This window comes from Nocardia sp. NPDC004573 (genome assembly GCF_053602135.1).
Genome location: NZ_JBSGDA010000001.1, coordinates 249,420 through 266,288, shown reverse-complemented (window position 1 = coordinate 266,288; position 16,869 = coordinate 249,420). Strand labels below are relative to the sequence as shown.

Genomic DNA, 16,869 nt, shown 5'->3' with positions numbered 1-16,869 from the left:
GGGCTCATGGTCTAGCGCGCGCCCGCCGAGAAGAGTTGATGTGTGTTCACAATGACGGCCTTCAACAAACGAGGGCTGGTGAAGCAATCAATCGCTGGAGACATCATGATCACGAACAAAATGCGCGTAACGGCGGCGGCGGTAGCGCTCGCACCGATCATCGCCCTCGGTTCAGGTTTCGCTTCCGCTGCGCCGGACGTAGCACCGGGACCTGTGCAAGTGGCGGATAATGCGGTACCGGCTCAGGTCGAGCCCGCGACACTGGGCCTGATTTGGCCGCTCGGCATTTTCTGCGCTCCTCTGCTGCTCCTTCCGCCGGTGGTCAACGCGGTTACCGTGTTCGTCTGCGCCGCTTGACCGCATTCGTCAGGAGTGCCTCGAATACGGGTGCGCCTCGGGCTGTGACCAGCCCGAGGCGTTCGTCTTTCTCAGCGCTCCGCTGATTTCGTTTCGGCCTTGCGGAAGCACCGATCCGGTGAACATCCGGGAATCAATCGTGACGCCTGGATAAGTGCGGTTGAATTACCGGATGACCAAGTTCAGGAAACTCGTGGGCGCTGCGGCGGCATCAGCCGCTGTCACGGCGCTGTTCGGGGCACCCGGGACCGCGCAGGCCGAGCCGTCCGCCGTGCTGGGTGGCGGCTCCGGCATCGTCGTGGGCGGTCAGAACATCTGCACGCTCACCACCATCGGGCGCGACAACGGCGGTCGACTGGTCGGGTTCACCGCGGCCCACTGCGGTGACGCGAATGCCGCCATCGTCCCCGAAAGCGATCGCGGCGGCGGCACTGTCGGCACGGTCGTCTCCGCCAACCGCGAATTGGATTATTCCGTGATCGAATTCGATGCGGGCAAGGTCGCGCCGGTCAACCAGGTGGGCGGCACAACCATCACCGGTCTGGGCGGGCCGGCGCGACCCCCGGACACGGTATGCAAGGAAGGCCGGACGACCGGCCGGACCTGCGGACCGGCCTACGGCGACATGCTCACCGGTGGCAATTCGACCTGGACGCAGACCTGTGTCGTCGAGGGCGATTCGGGCGCTCCGCTCGTCGTCGGGACCACACTCGTCGGCATGGTCAGTGGCTACTTGGCCGTGCCGTGCATCGGCCCGCAACTCGGCACCGACATCACCGCCGTCGTCGCCGACGTCAATGCGCGCGGCGGCGCGGGCGCGGGTTTCCAACCGATCTGACCGAACCGGAATATTGCGACGAGCCGGCCGGAGCCTTACCTTTCCTGATCGGTGACGACGCCGAATTCGATAGCGCGTTCGACCAGGAACAGTCGTTTCTGGTTCGGCGGTAAGGCTTCGACCTGGAATATCCGGAACAGCGCGCGCATGTGCGTCTTGACTGTCGAAAGGCTCAGGCACAAATCGTCCGCGATCTGCCGGTTGGAGGCCGGGTAGGAATAGGCGTCGCGCGCGTCGTACGGACGGCACAGCGCCGAGAGAACCAGATACTGGGCCGGCGTCAGTGAATTACGGGTCGGCAGGGGTGAATGCGCGAGCGTCATTTCTTCGTGGAAGGCTTCGGCGATTCGGAAGACGAATGCCGACCGACCGACGCGAATCGTATCCCCCGAACCGAGTTTCCGCCGTCCGCCGACGCGTTCGCCATTGACGAATGTCCCGTTCTTGGACAAGCCGTCGTCCACGATGGTCCAGCATCCGCCGATACGCTCCAGAATCGCGTGCAGCCGGGACACGGTCGGGTCGGAAGGCACGATGATATCGGCCGCGCCGGACCGCCCGATCGTCATTCTGGACGCGCCGCCGTCGAGCGAGATTTCCCGCACGCCTTCGTGCGCGACGGGCTGTGGCGAAATGGAAGCAGGACGCTCCCACGCGGACTGTCCCGCCAGTGGGTACAGTTCGCGACGCAGGGCCTGTGGTCCGCTGGACGTAGACATCGTTCGTCTTCCCACTCGAAGTACGCCGGGAACTGCGGGCACCGATTCGCTACTCTCAGGGTGCCCTTTCTCGATGGCGGAAACATGCGGATTCGACTACTTCGTCCCACGAGTGAGCCGGTACCGGACTTGAGGCACGGGAACAGCAATGAAACCAACCGATCAGTCGGATAATCCTCGTCCGGACGGGCAGACGGCCCAGAACGGCCGGATGAGCGTCCTCATCCGACCGCGCACCGAAGCCGACCTCGACGCCTGCGCCGCGGCGCTGCGGCACGTCCACGACGTCGACCGATATCCGGAGTTCTGGCCTGCCGACCCCGCCGGCTGGCTGGCACCGCCCAAACTCCTCGCAGCGGTCGTCGCCGACCGCGACGGCACCGTAGTCGGGCACATAGGCCTGGGCACGAGTGACAACACCCCGGAGGCCGTGCGTGCATCGACGGGCGCGGAAGCGGTCGTGTCGGTGACCCGGTTGTATGTCCGCCCGGACGCCCGCCGAGCGGGAGTGGGCTCACGATTGCTGGCCGAAGCCGCACGCATCGCCGCGAGCTGGGGGCAGCGCGCCGTCCTCACGGTGGCGTCCGACAGCACGGCGGCGATCACCCTCTACGAGCGGAACGGTTGGCGGCACGTGCACAGCGGGCCCGGCGGCTGGCATACCGCGGACGGCCGGGAGGCTCGAGTGCATTACTACGTCGGTCCCTGACACGCGGGACCGCAGTCGGCGCCGGTTCCGCCGCGACCTCGAGTGCATTACCACGTCGGTCCCTGACCCGTGCGCCGGTCAAGCCCGCGGATGGGCCTGGTCGTGCACCTTCTTGAGCCGATCGATGGAGACGTGGGTGTACAGCTGCGTGGTGGCCAGACTGGCGTGCCCGAGAAGTTCCTGCACCACCCGAAGATCGGCCCCGCCTTCGAGGAGGTGGGTCGCGGCAGTGTGCCGCAGACCGTGCGGACCCAGGTCCGGCGCACCCGGGATGGCCGAGACCACCTCGTGCACAACGGTTCTGGCCTGGCGTTGATCGAGACGCCTGCCACGGCGGCCGAGCAGCAGCGCTCGACCGGACTCGGCGGTGGCGAAGGCCGGGCGTCCGTAGCGCAGCCAGTTGCCGACCGCCTTGTCGGCGGGCGCGCCGAACGGCGCCGATCGCTCCTTGTTGCCCTTCCCGAGGACGCGCACCACGCGCCGTTCGCGGTCCACGTCCTCGACGTCCAGGCCGCACAGCTCACTGACCCGGATGCCGGTGGCGTACAGCAACTCCACTATCGCCCGGTCTCGCAGCGCCATCGGATCGCGCTGCGCCGCACCGGATTCCGCGGCGTCCATGGCGCCCAGCGCCTGTTGCCGCCCGAGTACGGCCGGAAGGACGCGGTGCGCCTTCGGGGAACCCAGCCGCAGCCCCGGATCGGCGGGCAATCGGCCGGTCCGGCTGAGCCAGGCCGTGAACGTGCGCGCCGACGACGCGCGCCGTGCCACAGTCGTGCGCGCCGCGCCCGCCGCCGCTTGCTGGGCCAGCCACGAACGCAGCAACAGCAGGTCCAATTCGCGGATCGCCGAATCCGCCGACCGCGTGTACAGGTGCGCCAGTAGGGATCGCGCATCCCCCAGGTAGGCGCGCACGGTGTGCTCGGAGCGGTTGCGTCCGAGCCGCAGATGCCTGCCGTACTCCATCAGCAGCGCTTCCAGGTCTTCGGGCAATTCCTCCATGCTTCCACCGTCCCGATCCGCGGCGCGGATCGCAAGCGGCCGCGCCGAACGCGCTCATCCGCGCCGCGCCGTTCGATGCCAACCGTTTTCGTCACTGGCCACCAGACCTGCCAATTCGAGCGCGGCCAAGGTCGCACGAACCGCCGGAAGGTGCAGGCCGCACTGCCGCGATACTTCCAATGGCAGCCGGGAGCCGATCCTCGGCAGCGCGGCGAAGACCAGCGCCTCCTCTCCGGCCAACCGGTCCTCCGGGTTGCCGTCCGCGGCCGCCGCTGCGGGAAACGACAGCCGCAACGGCCCCGCTTCGTCGACGACTTCCTCCGCTCTGGTCACCAGGAGGGCTTCGCCGTCGCGGATCATGCGGTGACAGCCCACCGAAGCGGCCGAGGTGACCGGGCCCGGCACGGCCAGGGCCGGACGCCCCAGGCGACGTGCCCATTTGACGGTATTCCGGGCACCGCTGCGCAGCCCGGCCTCGATGACGAGCACGCCGTCGGCGAGGGCGGCGATCAATCGGTTCCGCGCGAGGAACTGGTGCTTCTGCGCGGAGACGCCAGGCGGGTATTCGCTGACCACCAAACCGGACTCGGCTATGTCGGCCAGCAAGCGCTCGTGCTGCGCCGGGTAGGGCCGGTCGATACCGCAAGCCAGCACGGCGATCGTAGGGCCCTCTACCGCCAGCGCCGCCCGGTGCGCCATGGCGTCTATCCCGAAGGCCGCCCCGGAAACAATGGTCCACCCCTGCGCGGCGAGATCGCCCGCGATTTCTCCCGTGACCCGGTTGCCGTACCCAGTGCTGCACCGCGCGCCGACCACCGCCACAGCACGCTCGCTGGACTCCAGCAGCGAGCGCGGGCCGCGCACCCACAACACGAGCGGTACGGCGCCGTCACGATCCCGGCCCGGCTCGAGCTGTGCGAGACCGAGCATGCGCCAAGCGGGCCACTCCGGGTCGTCCGGCGTCACCACCCGACCGCCGATCCGCTCGATCATCTCCAGATCCCGCGCCGCCACGTCGACCTCGCGGCGCTGCGCCGTCGGCGCGCGAAGCGGTTCGGGCAGGGCGCACTCGCGCACCGCACGCGCCGCCTCCACCACCCCGACCGACTCGACCAGCGCCGACAGCGGCGCACACGGCCCCTGCACCACCCGCGAGAGGTACACCCATGCGAGCCGCCGGGCATCCGGTTCGCCGCACGGCGCTCCGGAACCGCACGAGGGCACCTCGGCGACCACCGACACGGGAGCAGCTACACCCGCGCTTCTGCCCCCGGGCACCTCTCCCGCCGTAGGCAGGTCAGCAGCCCGGGGCGCCTCCGCGCCGGCAGACACATCCCCGTCCTCAGAGGGTTCATACGGATTCGCGGTCGCGGACACATCCGTGGGAACACGTGTCGCCGCCATGCCGGAAACGTCCGCAGCGCCGCGTACGGTCACCGCCGCAGGCGGGTTTCCCGTCGCATCTTCGGCGGGCGTCATCGCGCTCATTGGACACCCCGCTGACGAAAGTTCAGCGCCGCCAGCACGTCCTGCGCCGAGGGCAGCTCACCGCCGCGCAAGTCGGAAATCGTCCAGGCGACGCGAATGGCCCGGTCCGCACCACGCGCGGACATGCGACCGAGACGTAGTGCGGCCTCGACGGGCGCGAGCGATTCGCGCGGCAATCGGAAGCGTTGGCGCAAGATGTGGCCGGGAACCTCGGCGTTGGTCAGCCAGCCGTATTCGCGCCAGCGCTCGGCGGCGGCGCGCCGAGCGACGGCGACCCGGCCGCGGACCACCTCGCTGCTCTCCGCGGCGTCGGTGCTCAACGCCGCGCCGGACTGCCCGTGCATCCGCACCCAGATGTCGATCCGGTCCATCAGTGGCCCGGACAGCTTGCCGAGATAGCGGCGGCGCGCCAACGGAGCGCAGATGCAGTCGACATCGCGCGCCGGGGCACACGGGCACGGATTGGCAGCCAGAACCAGCTGGAAACGAGCCGGATAACGCGCGACGCCGTCGCGCCGGGCGATACGCACCTCCCCTTCCTCCAATGGCGTTCGCATCGCTTCCAGCACCTTCGTGCCGATCTCGGCGCACTCGTCCAAGAACAGCACGCCGCGGTGGGCCCGGCTGACCGCGCCCGGCCGGGCGGTCCCCGATCCACCGCCGATCATCGCGGTCACCGAAGTGGAGTGATGCGGGGCGACGAAGGGGGGCGCGGTGACCAGTGGATGGTCTCCCGCCAGCGTGCCCGCCATGGAGTGGATCGCGGTCACCTCCAGCGCCTCGGCCTCGGTGAGAGGTGGCAGCAGACTCGGAAGACGTTGCGCCAGCATCGTTTTACCGATGCCGGGCGGCCCCGTGAGGAGGAGATGGTGCCCGCCCGCCGCGGCCACCTCCAATGCCCAGCGGGCCTCGTCCTGCCCCACCACCTCGCTGAGATCGCCGCCATGGCGCACCGTGTCCGGCAGGTCGCCGTCCGGCTCGTCGAGCGCGCCTTCCCCGCGCAGCCAGGCCACGACCGCACGCAGGCTGCGCGCCCCGAGAACCTCGATGCCCTCGACCAGGCCCGCTTCGGCCATGGTCACCGCCGGGACCACGACCGTGGACCAGCCGGCCTTGCGTGCCGCGAGCACGGCGGGCAAGATGCCGCGCACCCGGCGCACCCGGCCGTCCAGCGCGAGTTCGCCGAGCAGCACGGTCTTCGCGAGCCGGTCGGAGGGAACCGAGCCGGATGCGTCCAGTACCGCGACCGCGAGTGCGAGGTCGTAGACACTGCCCAACTTGGGCAATGTCGCGGGCGACAGCGCGAGGACCACCCGGCCGTCGGGCCACTTCTCCCCCGAATTCGCCACCGCGGAGCGCACCCGGTCGCGCGACTCCTGCAACGCGGTGTCGGGGAGGCCGACCAAGTGGACCGACGGCAGGCCTTGCCCGATATCGGCCTCGATCTCCACGAGCAGACCGTCCACGCCGGTGACCGCGACCGAGTGCGCCCGGCCGAGGGCCATTCAGAACACCGCCCGGAGATGATCGATGACCGGTGTGCGACCACGCGCCACCAGCACCGACACCACGTCGAACCGGATGCGCCGCCACGGTCCGTCCTGCTCGGCCAGCCACAGGAGGGCAAGCCGTCGAATCCGCTGCTGCTTGGCGAAGGTGACCGACTCGGCCGGAGTTCCGTAGCCCACGCCGGAACGGGTCTTGACCTCCACGAACGCGGTCACGTCCCCGTCTGTGACGATCAAGTCGAGTTCGCCGTATCGGCAACGCCAGTTCCTGGCGACGATCTGCATTCCGGCGGCGCGCAGAAATGCCGCGGCCAGTTCCTCCCCGTGCGCGCCGAGCGCCTGTCTGTCTGTCACCCGGCCAGCGTGCGCCGGACCCGGAATCAGGTCAGCGCCGTCGACCTGGGGAAAGGGAAAGCCTGTTGATAACCGAGTCGCTGTGCAGAACTGACGGCAGGCTCACTCGGGCAGCCGCAGGTCCGGCTTCTCCAGCTCCTCGATGTTGACGTCTTTGAAGGTGATGACCCGGACGTGCTTGACGAAGCGGGCCGGGCGGTACATGTCCCACACCCACGCGTCGCTCATCCGCACCTCGAAGTACACCTCGCCGTCCGCGTTCTGCGGGCGCAGCTCCACGGAATTGGCCAGGTAGAAGCGGCGCTCGGTCTCCACCACGTACGAGAATTGACCGACGATGTCCTTGTACTCGCGATACAGCGAGAGCTCCATCTCGGTTTCGTACTTCTCGAGGTCCTCGGCACTCATCGGGTGGGACGTCCTCCTTCTCGCCGCATCGCGTCGTGTGGTGACATCATCGCGCATGCGCTGCGTCGGTAGCTACTCGGCCAGCCGTACGCCCGTCCGGAAACTGCTCCGACAGCGCCTCCTCGACGCCCTCGGCCAGCAGTGCGTCCGCCTCGTCGGCGGCTGCCGCGACCGGCCGCAACCCGGCGGCTTCGCGCACGTTGCGCCACGAGCGGCGGTGTTCGCTGCTGGGTCCGAGACGGTGCAGCGCGGCGGTGTGCTCGGGCGTGTTGTATCCCTTGTGGGCGGCGAAGCCGTAACCGGGCAACCGCTGGTCCAGCTGGACCATGATGCGGTCCCTGGTGACCTTCGCGAGGATGCTGGCCGCCGCGATGCAGGCCGCCGCGCCGTCGCCCCCGATCACGGGCAGCGAGGGCACCGGGATGCCGGGCACCCGGAATCCGTCGGTCAGCACGTATCCGGGAGTGCGCCCGAGCCCGGCCACGGCGCGGCGCATCCCCTCGATATTGGCGACGTGGATGCCGATCGAGTCGATCTCCCAGGCCGGGATGACGACGACCTGGTAGGCGAGCGCCAGACGAACGATCACCGGATACAGCTCTTCGCGGGTGGCCTCGGTCAGCTTCTTGGAGTCGTCGAGGCCGGCCAGCTTGTCATACGCCTTCGGAGCGAGCAGGCACGCGGCCACCACGAGCGGTCCCGCACAAGGTCCGCGCCCTGCTTCGTCCACACCGGCGACCGGCCCGAGACCGCTGCGGATCAATGCCGCCTCGAGCGTGCGCAATCCTCCGGCCCTGCGCATCACCACGCGCGGCGGCCAACCGATACCCACCGGCACTCGCCCTTGCCCCACCGTCCAATTATCCTGCGCCGCGCGCTCAGTTCTCCTGGGGATTCTCCGAACGGACCGGGCCGATCCGCCCGGGCGGCCAGATCTTGAACACCGCCTTGCCGCGGACGTTCTCCACGGGGATGGTGCCCTGCAATTCGTCGGTGATATGGGCGCGGGAGTCGGCCGACTGGTTGCGGTTGTCGCCCATCACCCACAGATGACCCTCGGGCACCTTCACGGGCTTGAACTCGCGTCCACCGCTCGCGTTGTACGGCTGGCCCGGGACGTAGGGGGCGAGATAGCGGGCGTACGGCTCGTCCAGCGGTTTGCCGTCCACGATCACCCGGCCCTGCGGATCGCAGCACTCCACGGTTTGGCCGCCGACCGCGATCACCCGCTTCACCAGATCGTTCTCGTCCGGCGGCACCAGCCCGAAGAAGGAGAAGAAGTTCTGCACACCGCGGACCGCGGGGTTGTCCGAACGGATCGACTGGTAGTGGGTGTTCCACGAGGGCGGCCCGACGAACACGACCACGTCGCCCGGTTGCGGATCGCCCCAGTAGTAGCTGAGCTTCTGCACGTAGATGCGGTCACCGGTGCATCCGGCGCATCCGTGCAACGTGGTTTCCATCGATTCCGACGGGATCACGTACGGCCGACCGACGAAGGTGACCATCAGCGCGGCGATCACCGCGGCGATCACGATGAGAATCGGCAATTCCTGCCAGAACGGCCGCTGCTTCTTCTTCGGGCGCCGCTTGGCGCGACCTGCCCGCGTACCCTCGTCGCCCGATTCGGACACCGACACCGACCCACTTTCGTCTGCCACGCCGAACAGATTAGCCCGGCAGCGAAACCATGGTCCGATGCCGGGCTGGGGAAAATCTGTTGTACCGAAAAGCTAACTCAGCGCTTTTCCTTGATCTTGGCGGCCTTGCCGCGCAGATCGCGCAGGTAGTACAGCTTGGCCCGGCGGACGTCACCGCGGGTCACGACATCGATGTGGTCGATGTTCGGGCTGTGCACCGGGAAGGTGCGCTCCACGCCGACACCGAACGACACCTTGCGGACCGTGAAGGTCTCGCGGATGCCACCACCCTGGCGGCGGATCACGACGCCCTTGAAGACCTGGATGCGCTCCTTCGAGCCTTCGATGACCTTCACGTGCACGTTGAGCGTGTCGCCCGGCCGGAACTCGGGGACGTCGCTGCGCAGCGACTTCTCGTCGACGAAGTCAAGGGTGTTCATTTCCATCCTTCTGGTTTCGCGCGAACAGAGGACCCTGGCGGCACTGGACGTGCTCGGCCGGTTCATGCTCCGAATAAGGGGGTGCGCCGGGTCGACAACCACCCAGGGCAACCTGAGCATTGTGCCAGATCGGCGCGCCGCGGAAGAAATCGGGCGGTGCGGCGGTGCCCTTTCACGCTACCCCCGGCGCGCCACGGTGCACGACCGCCGTCTGCTACCGACTGCGGGTTGACCCCGTTTCGAGGACCTCGAGTGCGGGACGGCACGGCGGTTGCGAACTCGGCGCGGCGGTCTCAGGGCTGCCCCTCGTCTTGCGGCTCAGGACTCCGGCGGGAGTATCGGCGACGCGAACACCTCTTCCAGCGGAGTCGGTCCGGTGTAGCGGCGGCATTGGCAGCCGACCCATTCCCGCAGGCCATGCGTTCCCTTACGGGAGATCTCGGCGTGGCAATTGCCGGTGGCGCGGTCGTGCAACGCCAGGTCGTGCCCGCAACCGCAGCGCGCCGGAACTCGCTCTCGCGAAAAGGTTCGGCGATGTCCGAACCGGCCACAGGCCCAGCCGATACCGACAAGGCCGGCGCCGACCGCGAGACTCAGGGGATCCACCACAGTCACAGTATACGTATACGCATATCGCGGAGTCTGCCGAATCTCCACCGAATACGCCGTACTCAGTGTTTGTGCTCGCCGGAGATCGCGTCCTGCGCGGGAGGGCCGGATGTGTGCGGCGAAACATGGTCGGTGTGCCAGAGCGGGTGGTGCCGGTGCGGGGCAGGCGGAGCGGGCACGACCGTGCGGGTGAGCTCCGCTTCCGCCGCCGTGCGGACGTGCTCGACGTCGGGTTTCCCCGCGACCAGGTCCTGCACGAAGATCTTCGCGCGGATGACCGGGCGGCGATAGCGCCGTTCGCGGACGATGGCCCGGTACCTCAGGCGCCTGCGGTCGGCGTAACGCCAGCGCGCCCACGGCGCACCCGGACGGCTCAACCGCAACGCGCCGACGACCAGCAGGGGCAGGAAGAACATGCCGAACAGGCCGGTCCAGATCTTCCCTTTGGCGATCACGATCGCCGCCAGAGCGAGATTGACGACCGCGAACGCGACGACGAAGGCGCGCACCTCGGTACTGGGATCGTGCCGGAAATCGTTGATGTCCAGCATCCACAGCGGGTGGAAGCCCAGCAGCAGCAGTCCCGTCACGGCGAGCGCGACGAAGACCGCGTCCACCGACGTGCGTCCCTGCTCCTCCCAGTACACGTCGCGCAGATAGAAGATCAGCGCGAACTCGTCGAGCACCAGCGCCGCCCCCACACCGAAGGAGGCGGCGAGGATGCTCGCCGTGGCCGGGTCGGCGCTCTGGTATTGGGCGACCATGCCGACGCCGGAGGCGAGCACCAGGACGACCCCGAACACCATGTGGTGGATGTGCGTGTCACCGGCCCGCAGATTGCCCGGCCACCACCGCACCCGCGCCCGGATGAGCCGGACGCTGACGCGGATGAACAGGAATCCGACGATGAATCCGAGGAGGAAGCACAGCAACGGCAGCCGCCCTTGGGCGATCACGTCCTCGTGGAGCCACCGTCGCATGGCCGCTACTCCCTCCCGCGCACCGGACTACTGGCCGAACCCCGCCCTGCGCAGCGCGTCCGCCATCGCGCCGCTCGGTGCGGGCGCGTTCCGGCGCTGGTTGCCGCCGCCACGCCCCTGGCCTTGGTTGCGGTTCTGACCTTGTTGCCTGTTCTGACCATTCTGCCGCTGCCGCTGCTCGCCGCCTCCGGATCGCCCGCCCTGATCGGATCGGCCGCCTTGACCGCGCTGCCGGTTGTCGCCGCCCTTGGCGGGTGCGCCCGGCTCGTCGTCCAGGCGCAGCGACAGGCCGATGCGCTGGCGCGCCACGTCCACCTCGAGCACCTTGACCTTGACCACGTCGCCGGACTTGACCACCTCGCGCGGGTCCTTCACGAAGTTGTGCGACATGGCCGAGACGTGCACCAGACCGTCCTGGTGCACGCCCACGTCGACGAACGCGCCGAACGCGGCCACGTTGGTCACCACGCCCTCGAGCACCATGCCCGGTTTCAGGTCGGCGACCTTCTCCACGCCCGCGGCGAACTCGGCGGTCTTGAACTCCGGACGCGGGTCGCGGCCCGGCTTCTCCAGCTCGGCGATGATGTCGGTGACGGTCGGGACACCGAAGCGCTCGTCGGTGAAATCGCCGGCGCGCAGCGAGCGCAGGACCGTGGTGTTGCCGATGACCTCGGCGATGCCGCGCCCGGTGGATTCGAGGATGCGCCGCACCACCGGATACGCCTCCGGGTGCACCGCGGAGGTATCCAGCGGATCGTCGCCGCCGCGGATACGCAGGAAGCCCGCGCACTGCTCGAACGCCTTCGGGCCGAGGCGCGGGACGTCGAGCAGCGCGGTCCTGCTGCGGAAGGGGCCGTTCTGGTCCCGATGCGCCACAATGCTCTCGGCCACCGACCCGGCGATGCCGGACACCCGCGACAGCAGCGGCACCGAGGCCGTGTTCACGTCGACGCCGACCGCGTTCACCGCGTCCTCGACCACCGCGCCCAGCGAGCGGGCCAGCAGCGATTCGGACACGTCGTGCTGGTACTGGCCGACGCCGATGGATTTCGGATCGATCTTCACCAGTTCGGCCAGCGGGTCCTGCAGCCGCCGCGCGATCGACACCGCGCCGCGCAGCGAGACGTCCAGGTCGGGCAGTTCCTGCGAGGCGTAGGCCGAGGCGGAGTACACCGAGGCGCCCGCCTCGGAGACCACGATCTTGGTGGGCTTGTTCTCCGGGATGCGCGAGATCAGTTCGGCGGCAAGGGCGTCGGTCTCGCGCGAGGCGGTGCCGTTGCCGATGGCGATGAGCTCCACGCCGAATCGGGCGACCAGCGCGCCGAGCACCGCCAGCGACTTCTCGGTCTGGCCCTGCGGCTTGTGCGGATAGATCACCTCGGTGGCGACCACCTTGCCGGTAGCGTCGACCACCGCGACCTTCACGCCGGTGCGGTACCCCGGGTCCAGACCCATCGTCGTGCGGGTGCCCGCGGGGGCGGCGAGCAGCAGGTCGCGCAGGTTCGCGGCGAACACGTCCACCGCGTCCTTCTCCGCGGCCTGCCGCAGGCGCATCCTGGTGTCGATGCCGAGGCTGACCTGCAACTTGGTGCGCCAAGCCCAGCGCACGGTGTCCAGCAGCCAGGAGTCGGCGGGGCGGCCCCGGTCGGCGATGCCGAAGCGCGTGGCGATACGGCCCTCGTAGACGGTGCGCTCGCCCGGCTGCGGCTCCTCGGTGTCCGGTTCGAGATGCAGTGTGAGCACCTCTTCCTTCTCTCCGCGCAGCAGCGCGAGGATGCGATGCGAGGGCAGCTTGTCGAACGGCTCGCTGAACTCGAAGTAGTCGGCGAACTTCGCGCCCGCTTCCTCCCTGCCCGCCCGCACGGTCGAGGTGATCTGTCCGCGGTTCCACATCAATTCGCGCAATTCGCCGACCAGGTCGGCGTCCTCGGCGAAGCGTTCGACCAAGATGGCGCGCGCGCCGTCGAGCTGCTCGGCGGTGTACTGCGCCGGATCGGTGTTCGGATCCTCGATCAGAGCATCGGCCACCGGCTCGTGCCCGGCCTCCCGCGCGATCTGAGCCTTCGTACGCCGCTTCGGCTTGTACGGCAGGTAGATGTCCTCGAGCCGGGCCTTGGTCTCGGCGAGCATGATCTGCCGGTGCAGGGCGTCGTCGAGTTTTCCTTGGCCGCGGATCGATTCGATGATCGAGGCGCGGCGCTCGTCGAGTTCACGCAGGTAGTGCAGACGTTCCTCGAGCACGCGCAGCTGCGCGTCGTCCAGTCCGCCGGTGACCTCCTTGCGGTACCGGGCGATGAACGGCACCGTCGAGCCCGCGTCGAGGAGCTCGACGGCGGCGCGCACCTGGGGCTCACGCACCGCGAGTTCCTCCGCGATACGACGGTTCACGCTGGCTGGGCCCGCGGTGTCGGAGCGTGGCACGGCGGGTGTGGACTCTGCACTGGCAGTCTCGGGCGCTGTCGTCACGTCGGAGACACTACAGTCGCCGCCTGACACGCGGTCCACGCCCAGGTGAACCTCCCCACATCAACCCTCGCCCAGTCCGAGCAACCGCCGCGACAGCTCCCGCATCTGGGCCTTGCGGATCTTGCCCGTCACCGTCATCGGGAATTCCTCGACCACGTGCACGTAGCGGGGAATCTTGAAATGCGCCAGCTTGCCCGCGGCGAACTCCCGCACGGCTGCGGCGTCCAACGGCGTTGCGCCCTCGCGCATCCGGATCCAGGCCATCAGCTCCTCGCCGTACTTCGGATCCGGTACGCCGATCACCTGCGCGTCCAGGATGTCGGGATGGGTGTAGAGGAATTCCTCGATCTCCCGGGGGTAGATGTTCTCGCCGCCACGGATGACCATGTCCTTGATCCGGCCGGTGACGGCCACGTAGCCCTCGGCGTCCATCACGCCGATGTCGCCGGTGTGCATCCAGCGGGCGGCATCGATGGCCTCGGCGGTCTTCTCCGGATCGTCCCAGTACCCGAGCATCACCGAGTAACCACGCGTGCACAGCTCACCAGGCTCGCCGCGCGGCACCGTGAGACCCGTTGCGGGATCGATGATCTTGACCTCCAGGTGCGGCCCGACCCGGCCGACCGTCGCGGTGCGCCGGTCGATGCCGTCGTCGCGCCGGGTCTGGGTGCTGACCGGCGAGGTCTCGGTCATGCCGTAACAGATGCTCACCTCGCGCATGCCCATCCGGCCGATGACCCGCTTCATCACCTCGACCGGGCAGGGCGAGCCTGCCATGATCCCGGTGCGCAGGGTGGACAGATCCACAGCGGCCGTGTCCAGTTCGGCGAGCATGTCGATGAACATCGTCGGCACGCCGTAGAGCGAGGTGCAGCGCTCCGCCGCGACCGCGGCCAGCGTCGCCTTCGGATCGAACGAGGGCGCCGGGATGACGATGGCCGCACCGTGGCTGGTGCTCGCGAGATTGCCCATGACCATCCCGAAGCAGTGGTAGAAGGGCGTCGGGACGCAGATCCGGTCCTGCTCGGTGTATCCGCACAACTCGCCGACGAAATACCCGTTGTTCAGGATGTTGTGATGGCTGAGCGTCGCGCCCTTCGGGAAACCCGTTGTACCCGAGGTGTACTGGATGTTGATCGGGTCGTCGGCCGACAGCCGCGCGGCCAGCGTGGCGAGCCGATCGGCGTCGATCGCGGTGCGCGTCAGCGCGTCCCATGCGGGCGTGCCCAGCACGAGCACCTCGGTCAGCGCCGGGCAATCCGGCCGGACCTGCTCGATCATCGCGACGTAGTCCGACGACTTGAACCGCTCGGCCGCGACGAGCATCCGCACGCCCGCCTGCCGCAGCACGTATCGCAGTTCGCTGGTGCGGTAGGCCGGGTTGATGTTGACCAGGATCGCGCCGATCTTCGCCGTGGCGTATTGCACGATGAACCATTCCGCGCAGTTCGGCGCCCAGACGCCGACCCGGTCCCCCTTACCGATGCCCTGGTCGGCGAGTCCGCAGGCCAGCGCGTCGACGGCGGCGCCGAGCGCACGGTAGGTCCAGCGCCGTCCGCTCGGCCGGTCCACCAGCGCTTCCCGATCCGGGAACGCCGCCACCGTGCGATCGAGATTGCCGCCGATGGTGTCGCCGAGCAGGGGGACGTCCGAGACACCTGAGGCGTAACTGGGGAGGGGCAGCGCGGCGGCCGAGGTCATCGAGCACCGCCCTGCCGCAGCACGAACCGCTGCACCTTGCCGCTGGGCGTCTTCGGCAGGCTGTCCACGAAGTGGACCGTGCGCGGATAGGCGTGCGCGGCGAACTTCCTCTTCACCAGGCTCTGCAACTCGGCTTCCAGCTCCGGACCGCGTTGCGCGCCGTCGCGCAGCACGACGAACGCCTCGAGCACCTCTCCGCGCAATTCGTCCGGCATGCCGACCACCGCCGCCTCGGCGACCTGGTCGTGCAGCACCAGCACACTCTCCACTTCGAACGGGCCGATGCGGTAGCCCGCCATGATGATCACGTCGTCGTCGCGGGAGGAGAAACGGAAGAATCCGTCGCCGTCCTGCGAGCCCGCGTCGCCGGTCAGGTACCAGCGGCCGTCGGCGGTGTAACGCTGCGCGGTGCGTTCCGGAGCGTCGAGGTAACCGAGGAACCACAGCAGCGGACTGCGCTCGGTGTCGATCGCGACGCGACCCAACTGCCCTGGCGGTGCGATGGTGTCGGCATCGTCGGCGAGCACGGCGCAGGTCCAGCCCGGCAACGAGCGGCCCATCGATCCCGCTGGGGTCTCGATGTCGAGGTCTTCGTGCCAGGCGTTGCAGATGACCATGCCGTGCTCGGTCTGGCCGTAGTGGTCGCGCACCGCGACACCCAGGTATTCGACGGACCAGGCGACGACCTCCGGGGTCAGCGGCTCCCCCGCCGAGGAGGCGCGGCGCAGCCGGGAATGCACGGGCGGCGTGGCGCCGTCGGCGCGCAACGCGCGATAGACCGTGGGGGCGGCGGCGAAGTTCGTGACGCCGAAGGTGTCCAGCACCTGCCAGGTGAGCGGGGCGGAGAAACCGGCGTGCAGCAGGATGCTGCGGATACCGGTGGCCAGCGGGCCGAGGATGGCGTAGTAGAGGCCGTAGGCCCAACCCGGGTCGGCGGCGTTCCAGAAGACGTCGTCGGGCCGGACGTCCAGCGCGAATTCCTGATAGGCGTGGAACGAGGCGAGCGCCCGCAGGGGTATCGGGACGCCTTTGGGCGTGCCCGTGGTTCCGCTGGTGAACAGCTGCACCAGCAGCCCGTCGCCGCCCACCGTGACCGGGCGGGCGTGCGGGTGGGTGGCCGAGTGGGCGTCGAGCAGATCGTCGAACCGGAGTACGCCCTCGGGGGCCTCGGCGCCCGCGACGATCAGCCGCCAGGGCGGGTCGGTGGGCAGATCCGGTCCGGGCGCCAGCTTGGGCGCCTGGTCGGCGTCCGCGATGACGACCGACGTGCGGCTCGCGTCCAACCGCAGGGCGATGGCGGGCGGCGCGAAGGCGGTGAACAGCGGCACATGCACCGCGCCGCGACGCCAGATGCCGAGCAACGCCACCACCAGGTCCGCCGACTTCGCCATCAGCGTGGCGACCCGGTCGCCGGGCTCGACGCCGAGCCCGGCCAGCGCGGCGGCAAACCGGGCGGAGCGTTCGCGCAGCTCACCATAGGTGAGGTCGGTCGAGGACAGGTCGGCCTCGACGATCGTGAAGGCGACCCGGTCGGCCGGGTGCCGGTCGCACAGCAGGTCCGCCGCCGACGCGTCGGCACGGTCGTAACAGTCCAGCAGTTCGCGCACCCGCTGATTCGGATCGGTGCCCATCTTCGGTTCTCCTCGTTCT

At 69.0% G+C, this 16,869-nt stretch carries 17 protein-coding genes; 3 read left to right on the top strand and 14 right to left on the bottom strand.

What is annotated here, in order from left to right:
• Positions 1-42: 42 nt before the first annotated feature.
• A complete protein-coding gene (locus tag ACWEKR_RS01245; RefSeq protein ID WP_452352747.1) occupies positions 43-357 on the top strand; it encodes a hypothetical protein in 315 nt (104 codons plus the stop codon).
• Positions 358-529: 172 nt separating this feature from the next.
• Positions 530-1,195, top strand: a complete 666-nt coding sequence (locus tag ACWEKR_RS01240; protein WP_452352746.1) for a serine protease — start codon at positions 530-532, stop codon at positions 1,193-1,195.
• Between the two features lie 35 nt (positions 1,196-1,230).
• Here the strand turns inward: ACWEKR_RS01240 and ACWEKR_RS01235 are convergent, their stop codons facing one another.
• Positions 1,231-1,800, bottom strand: coding sequence for an FHA domain-containing protein (locus ACWEKR_RS01235; RefSeq protein ID WP_452352745.1), 570 nt, complete (start codon positions 1,798-1,800; stop codon positions 1,231-1,233).
• Positions 1,801-2,125: 325 nt separating this feature from the next.
• Between ACWEKR_RS01235 and ACWEKR_RS01230 the strand changes: the two genes are divergently transcribed.
• On the top strand, positions 2,126-2,623 hold the full coding sequence (locus ACWEKR_RS01230; protein ID WP_452352744.1) for an N-acetyltransferase family protein: 498 nt from the start codon (positions 2,126-2,128) through the stop codon (positions 2,621-2,623).
• Positions 2,624-2,701: 78 nt separating this feature from the next.
• On the opposite strand, the gene ACWEKR_RS01225 is transcribed toward ACWEKR_RS01230, so the two are convergent.
• The 13 genes from ACWEKR_RS01225 to ACWEKR_RS01165 form a co-directional block, all read right to left on the bottom strand.
• Entirely contained in the window at positions 2,702-3,625 is a 924-nt protein-coding gene (locus ACWEKR_RS01225; protein ID WP_452352743.1) for a tyrosine-type recombinase/integrase, read from the bottom strand.
• A 54-nt stretch (positions 3,626-3,679) separates the two neighbouring features.
• Entirely contained in the window at positions 3,680-4,861 is a 1,182-nt protein-coding gene (gene dprA, locus ACWEKR_RS01220) for a DNA-processing protein DprA (protein WP_452353074.1), read from the bottom strand.
• Positions 4,862-5,109: 248 nt separating this feature from the next.
• Positions 5,110-6,618 (bottom strand): YifB family Mg chelatase-like AAA ATPase, encoded by a 1,509-nt coding sequence (locus ACWEKR_RS01215; protein WP_452352742.1) that lies wholly within the window; start codon positions 6,616-6,618, stop codon positions 5,110-5,112.
• Positions 6,619-6,975 carry a YraN family protein gene (locus ACWEKR_RS01210; protein ID WP_452352741.1) on the bottom strand — a complete coding sequence of 119 codons (357 nt, stop codon included), beginning with the start codon at positions 6,973-6,975 and terminating at the stop codon, positions 6,619-6,621. It abuts the gene before it with no gap.
• 102 nt (positions 6,976-7,077) lie between these two features.
• Positions 7,078-7,383 (bottom strand): DUF2469 domain-containing protein, encoded by a 306-nt coding sequence (locus ACWEKR_RS01205; protein ID WP_011210678.1) that lies wholly within the window; start codon positions 7,381-7,383, stop codon positions 7,078-7,080.
• Between the two features lie 46 nt (positions 7,384-7,429).
• On the bottom strand, positions 7,430-8,236 hold the full coding sequence (locus ACWEKR_RS01200) for a ribonuclease HII (RefSeq protein WP_452352740.1): 807 nt from the start codon (positions 8,234-8,236) through the stop codon (positions 7,430-7,432).
• A gap of 25 nt (positions 8,237-8,261) precedes the next feature.
• Complete coding sequence (gene lepB / locus ACWEKR_RS01195; RefSeq protein WP_416382514.1) at positions 8,262-9,044, bottom strand: signal peptidase I; 783 nt, start codon at positions 9,042-9,044, stop codon at positions 8,262-8,264.
• Positions 9,045-9,121: 77 nt separating this feature from the next.
• Positions 9,122-9,463, bottom strand: a complete 342-nt coding sequence (gene rplS / locus ACWEKR_RS01190; protein WP_014352079.1) for a 50S ribosomal protein L19 — start codon at positions 9,461-9,463, stop codon at positions 9,122-9,124.
• Positions 9,464-9,781: 318 nt separating this feature from the next.
• Positions 9,782-10,072, bottom strand: coding sequence for a hypothetical protein (locus tag ACWEKR_RS01185; protein WP_236566591.1), 291 nt, complete (start codon positions 10,070-10,072; stop codon positions 9,782-9,784).
• A gap of 62 nt (positions 10,073-10,134) precedes the next feature.
• Positions 10,135-11,052, bottom strand: a complete 918-nt coding sequence (locus tag ACWEKR_RS01180; RefSeq protein ID WP_452352739.1) for a hypothetical protein — start codon at positions 11,050-11,052, stop codon at positions 10,135-10,137.
• A 27-nt stretch (positions 11,053-11,079) separates the two neighbouring features.
• The gene (locus ACWEKR_RS01175; protein ID WP_452353073.1) at positions 11,080-13,473 is read right to left on the bottom strand and encodes a Tex family protein; all 2,394 of its coding nucleotides are present in this window, start codon (positions 13,471-13,473) and stop codon (positions 11,080-11,082) included.
• A 105-nt stretch (positions 13,474-13,578) separates the two neighbouring features.
• Positions 13,579-15,219, bottom strand: a complete 1,641-nt coding sequence (locus tag ACWEKR_RS01170) for an AMP-binding protein (RefSeq protein WP_452352738.1) — start codon at positions 15,217-15,219, stop codon at positions 13,579-13,581.
• A complete protein-coding gene (locus ACWEKR_RS01165) occupies positions 15,216-16,850 on the bottom strand; it encodes an AMP-binding protein (protein ID WP_452352737.1) in 1,635 nt (544 codons plus the stop codon). Before ACWEKR_RS01165 ends, ACWEKR_RS01170 begins: the two co-directional genes overlap by 4 nt.
• Positions 16,851-16,869 lie beyond the last annotated feature (19 nt).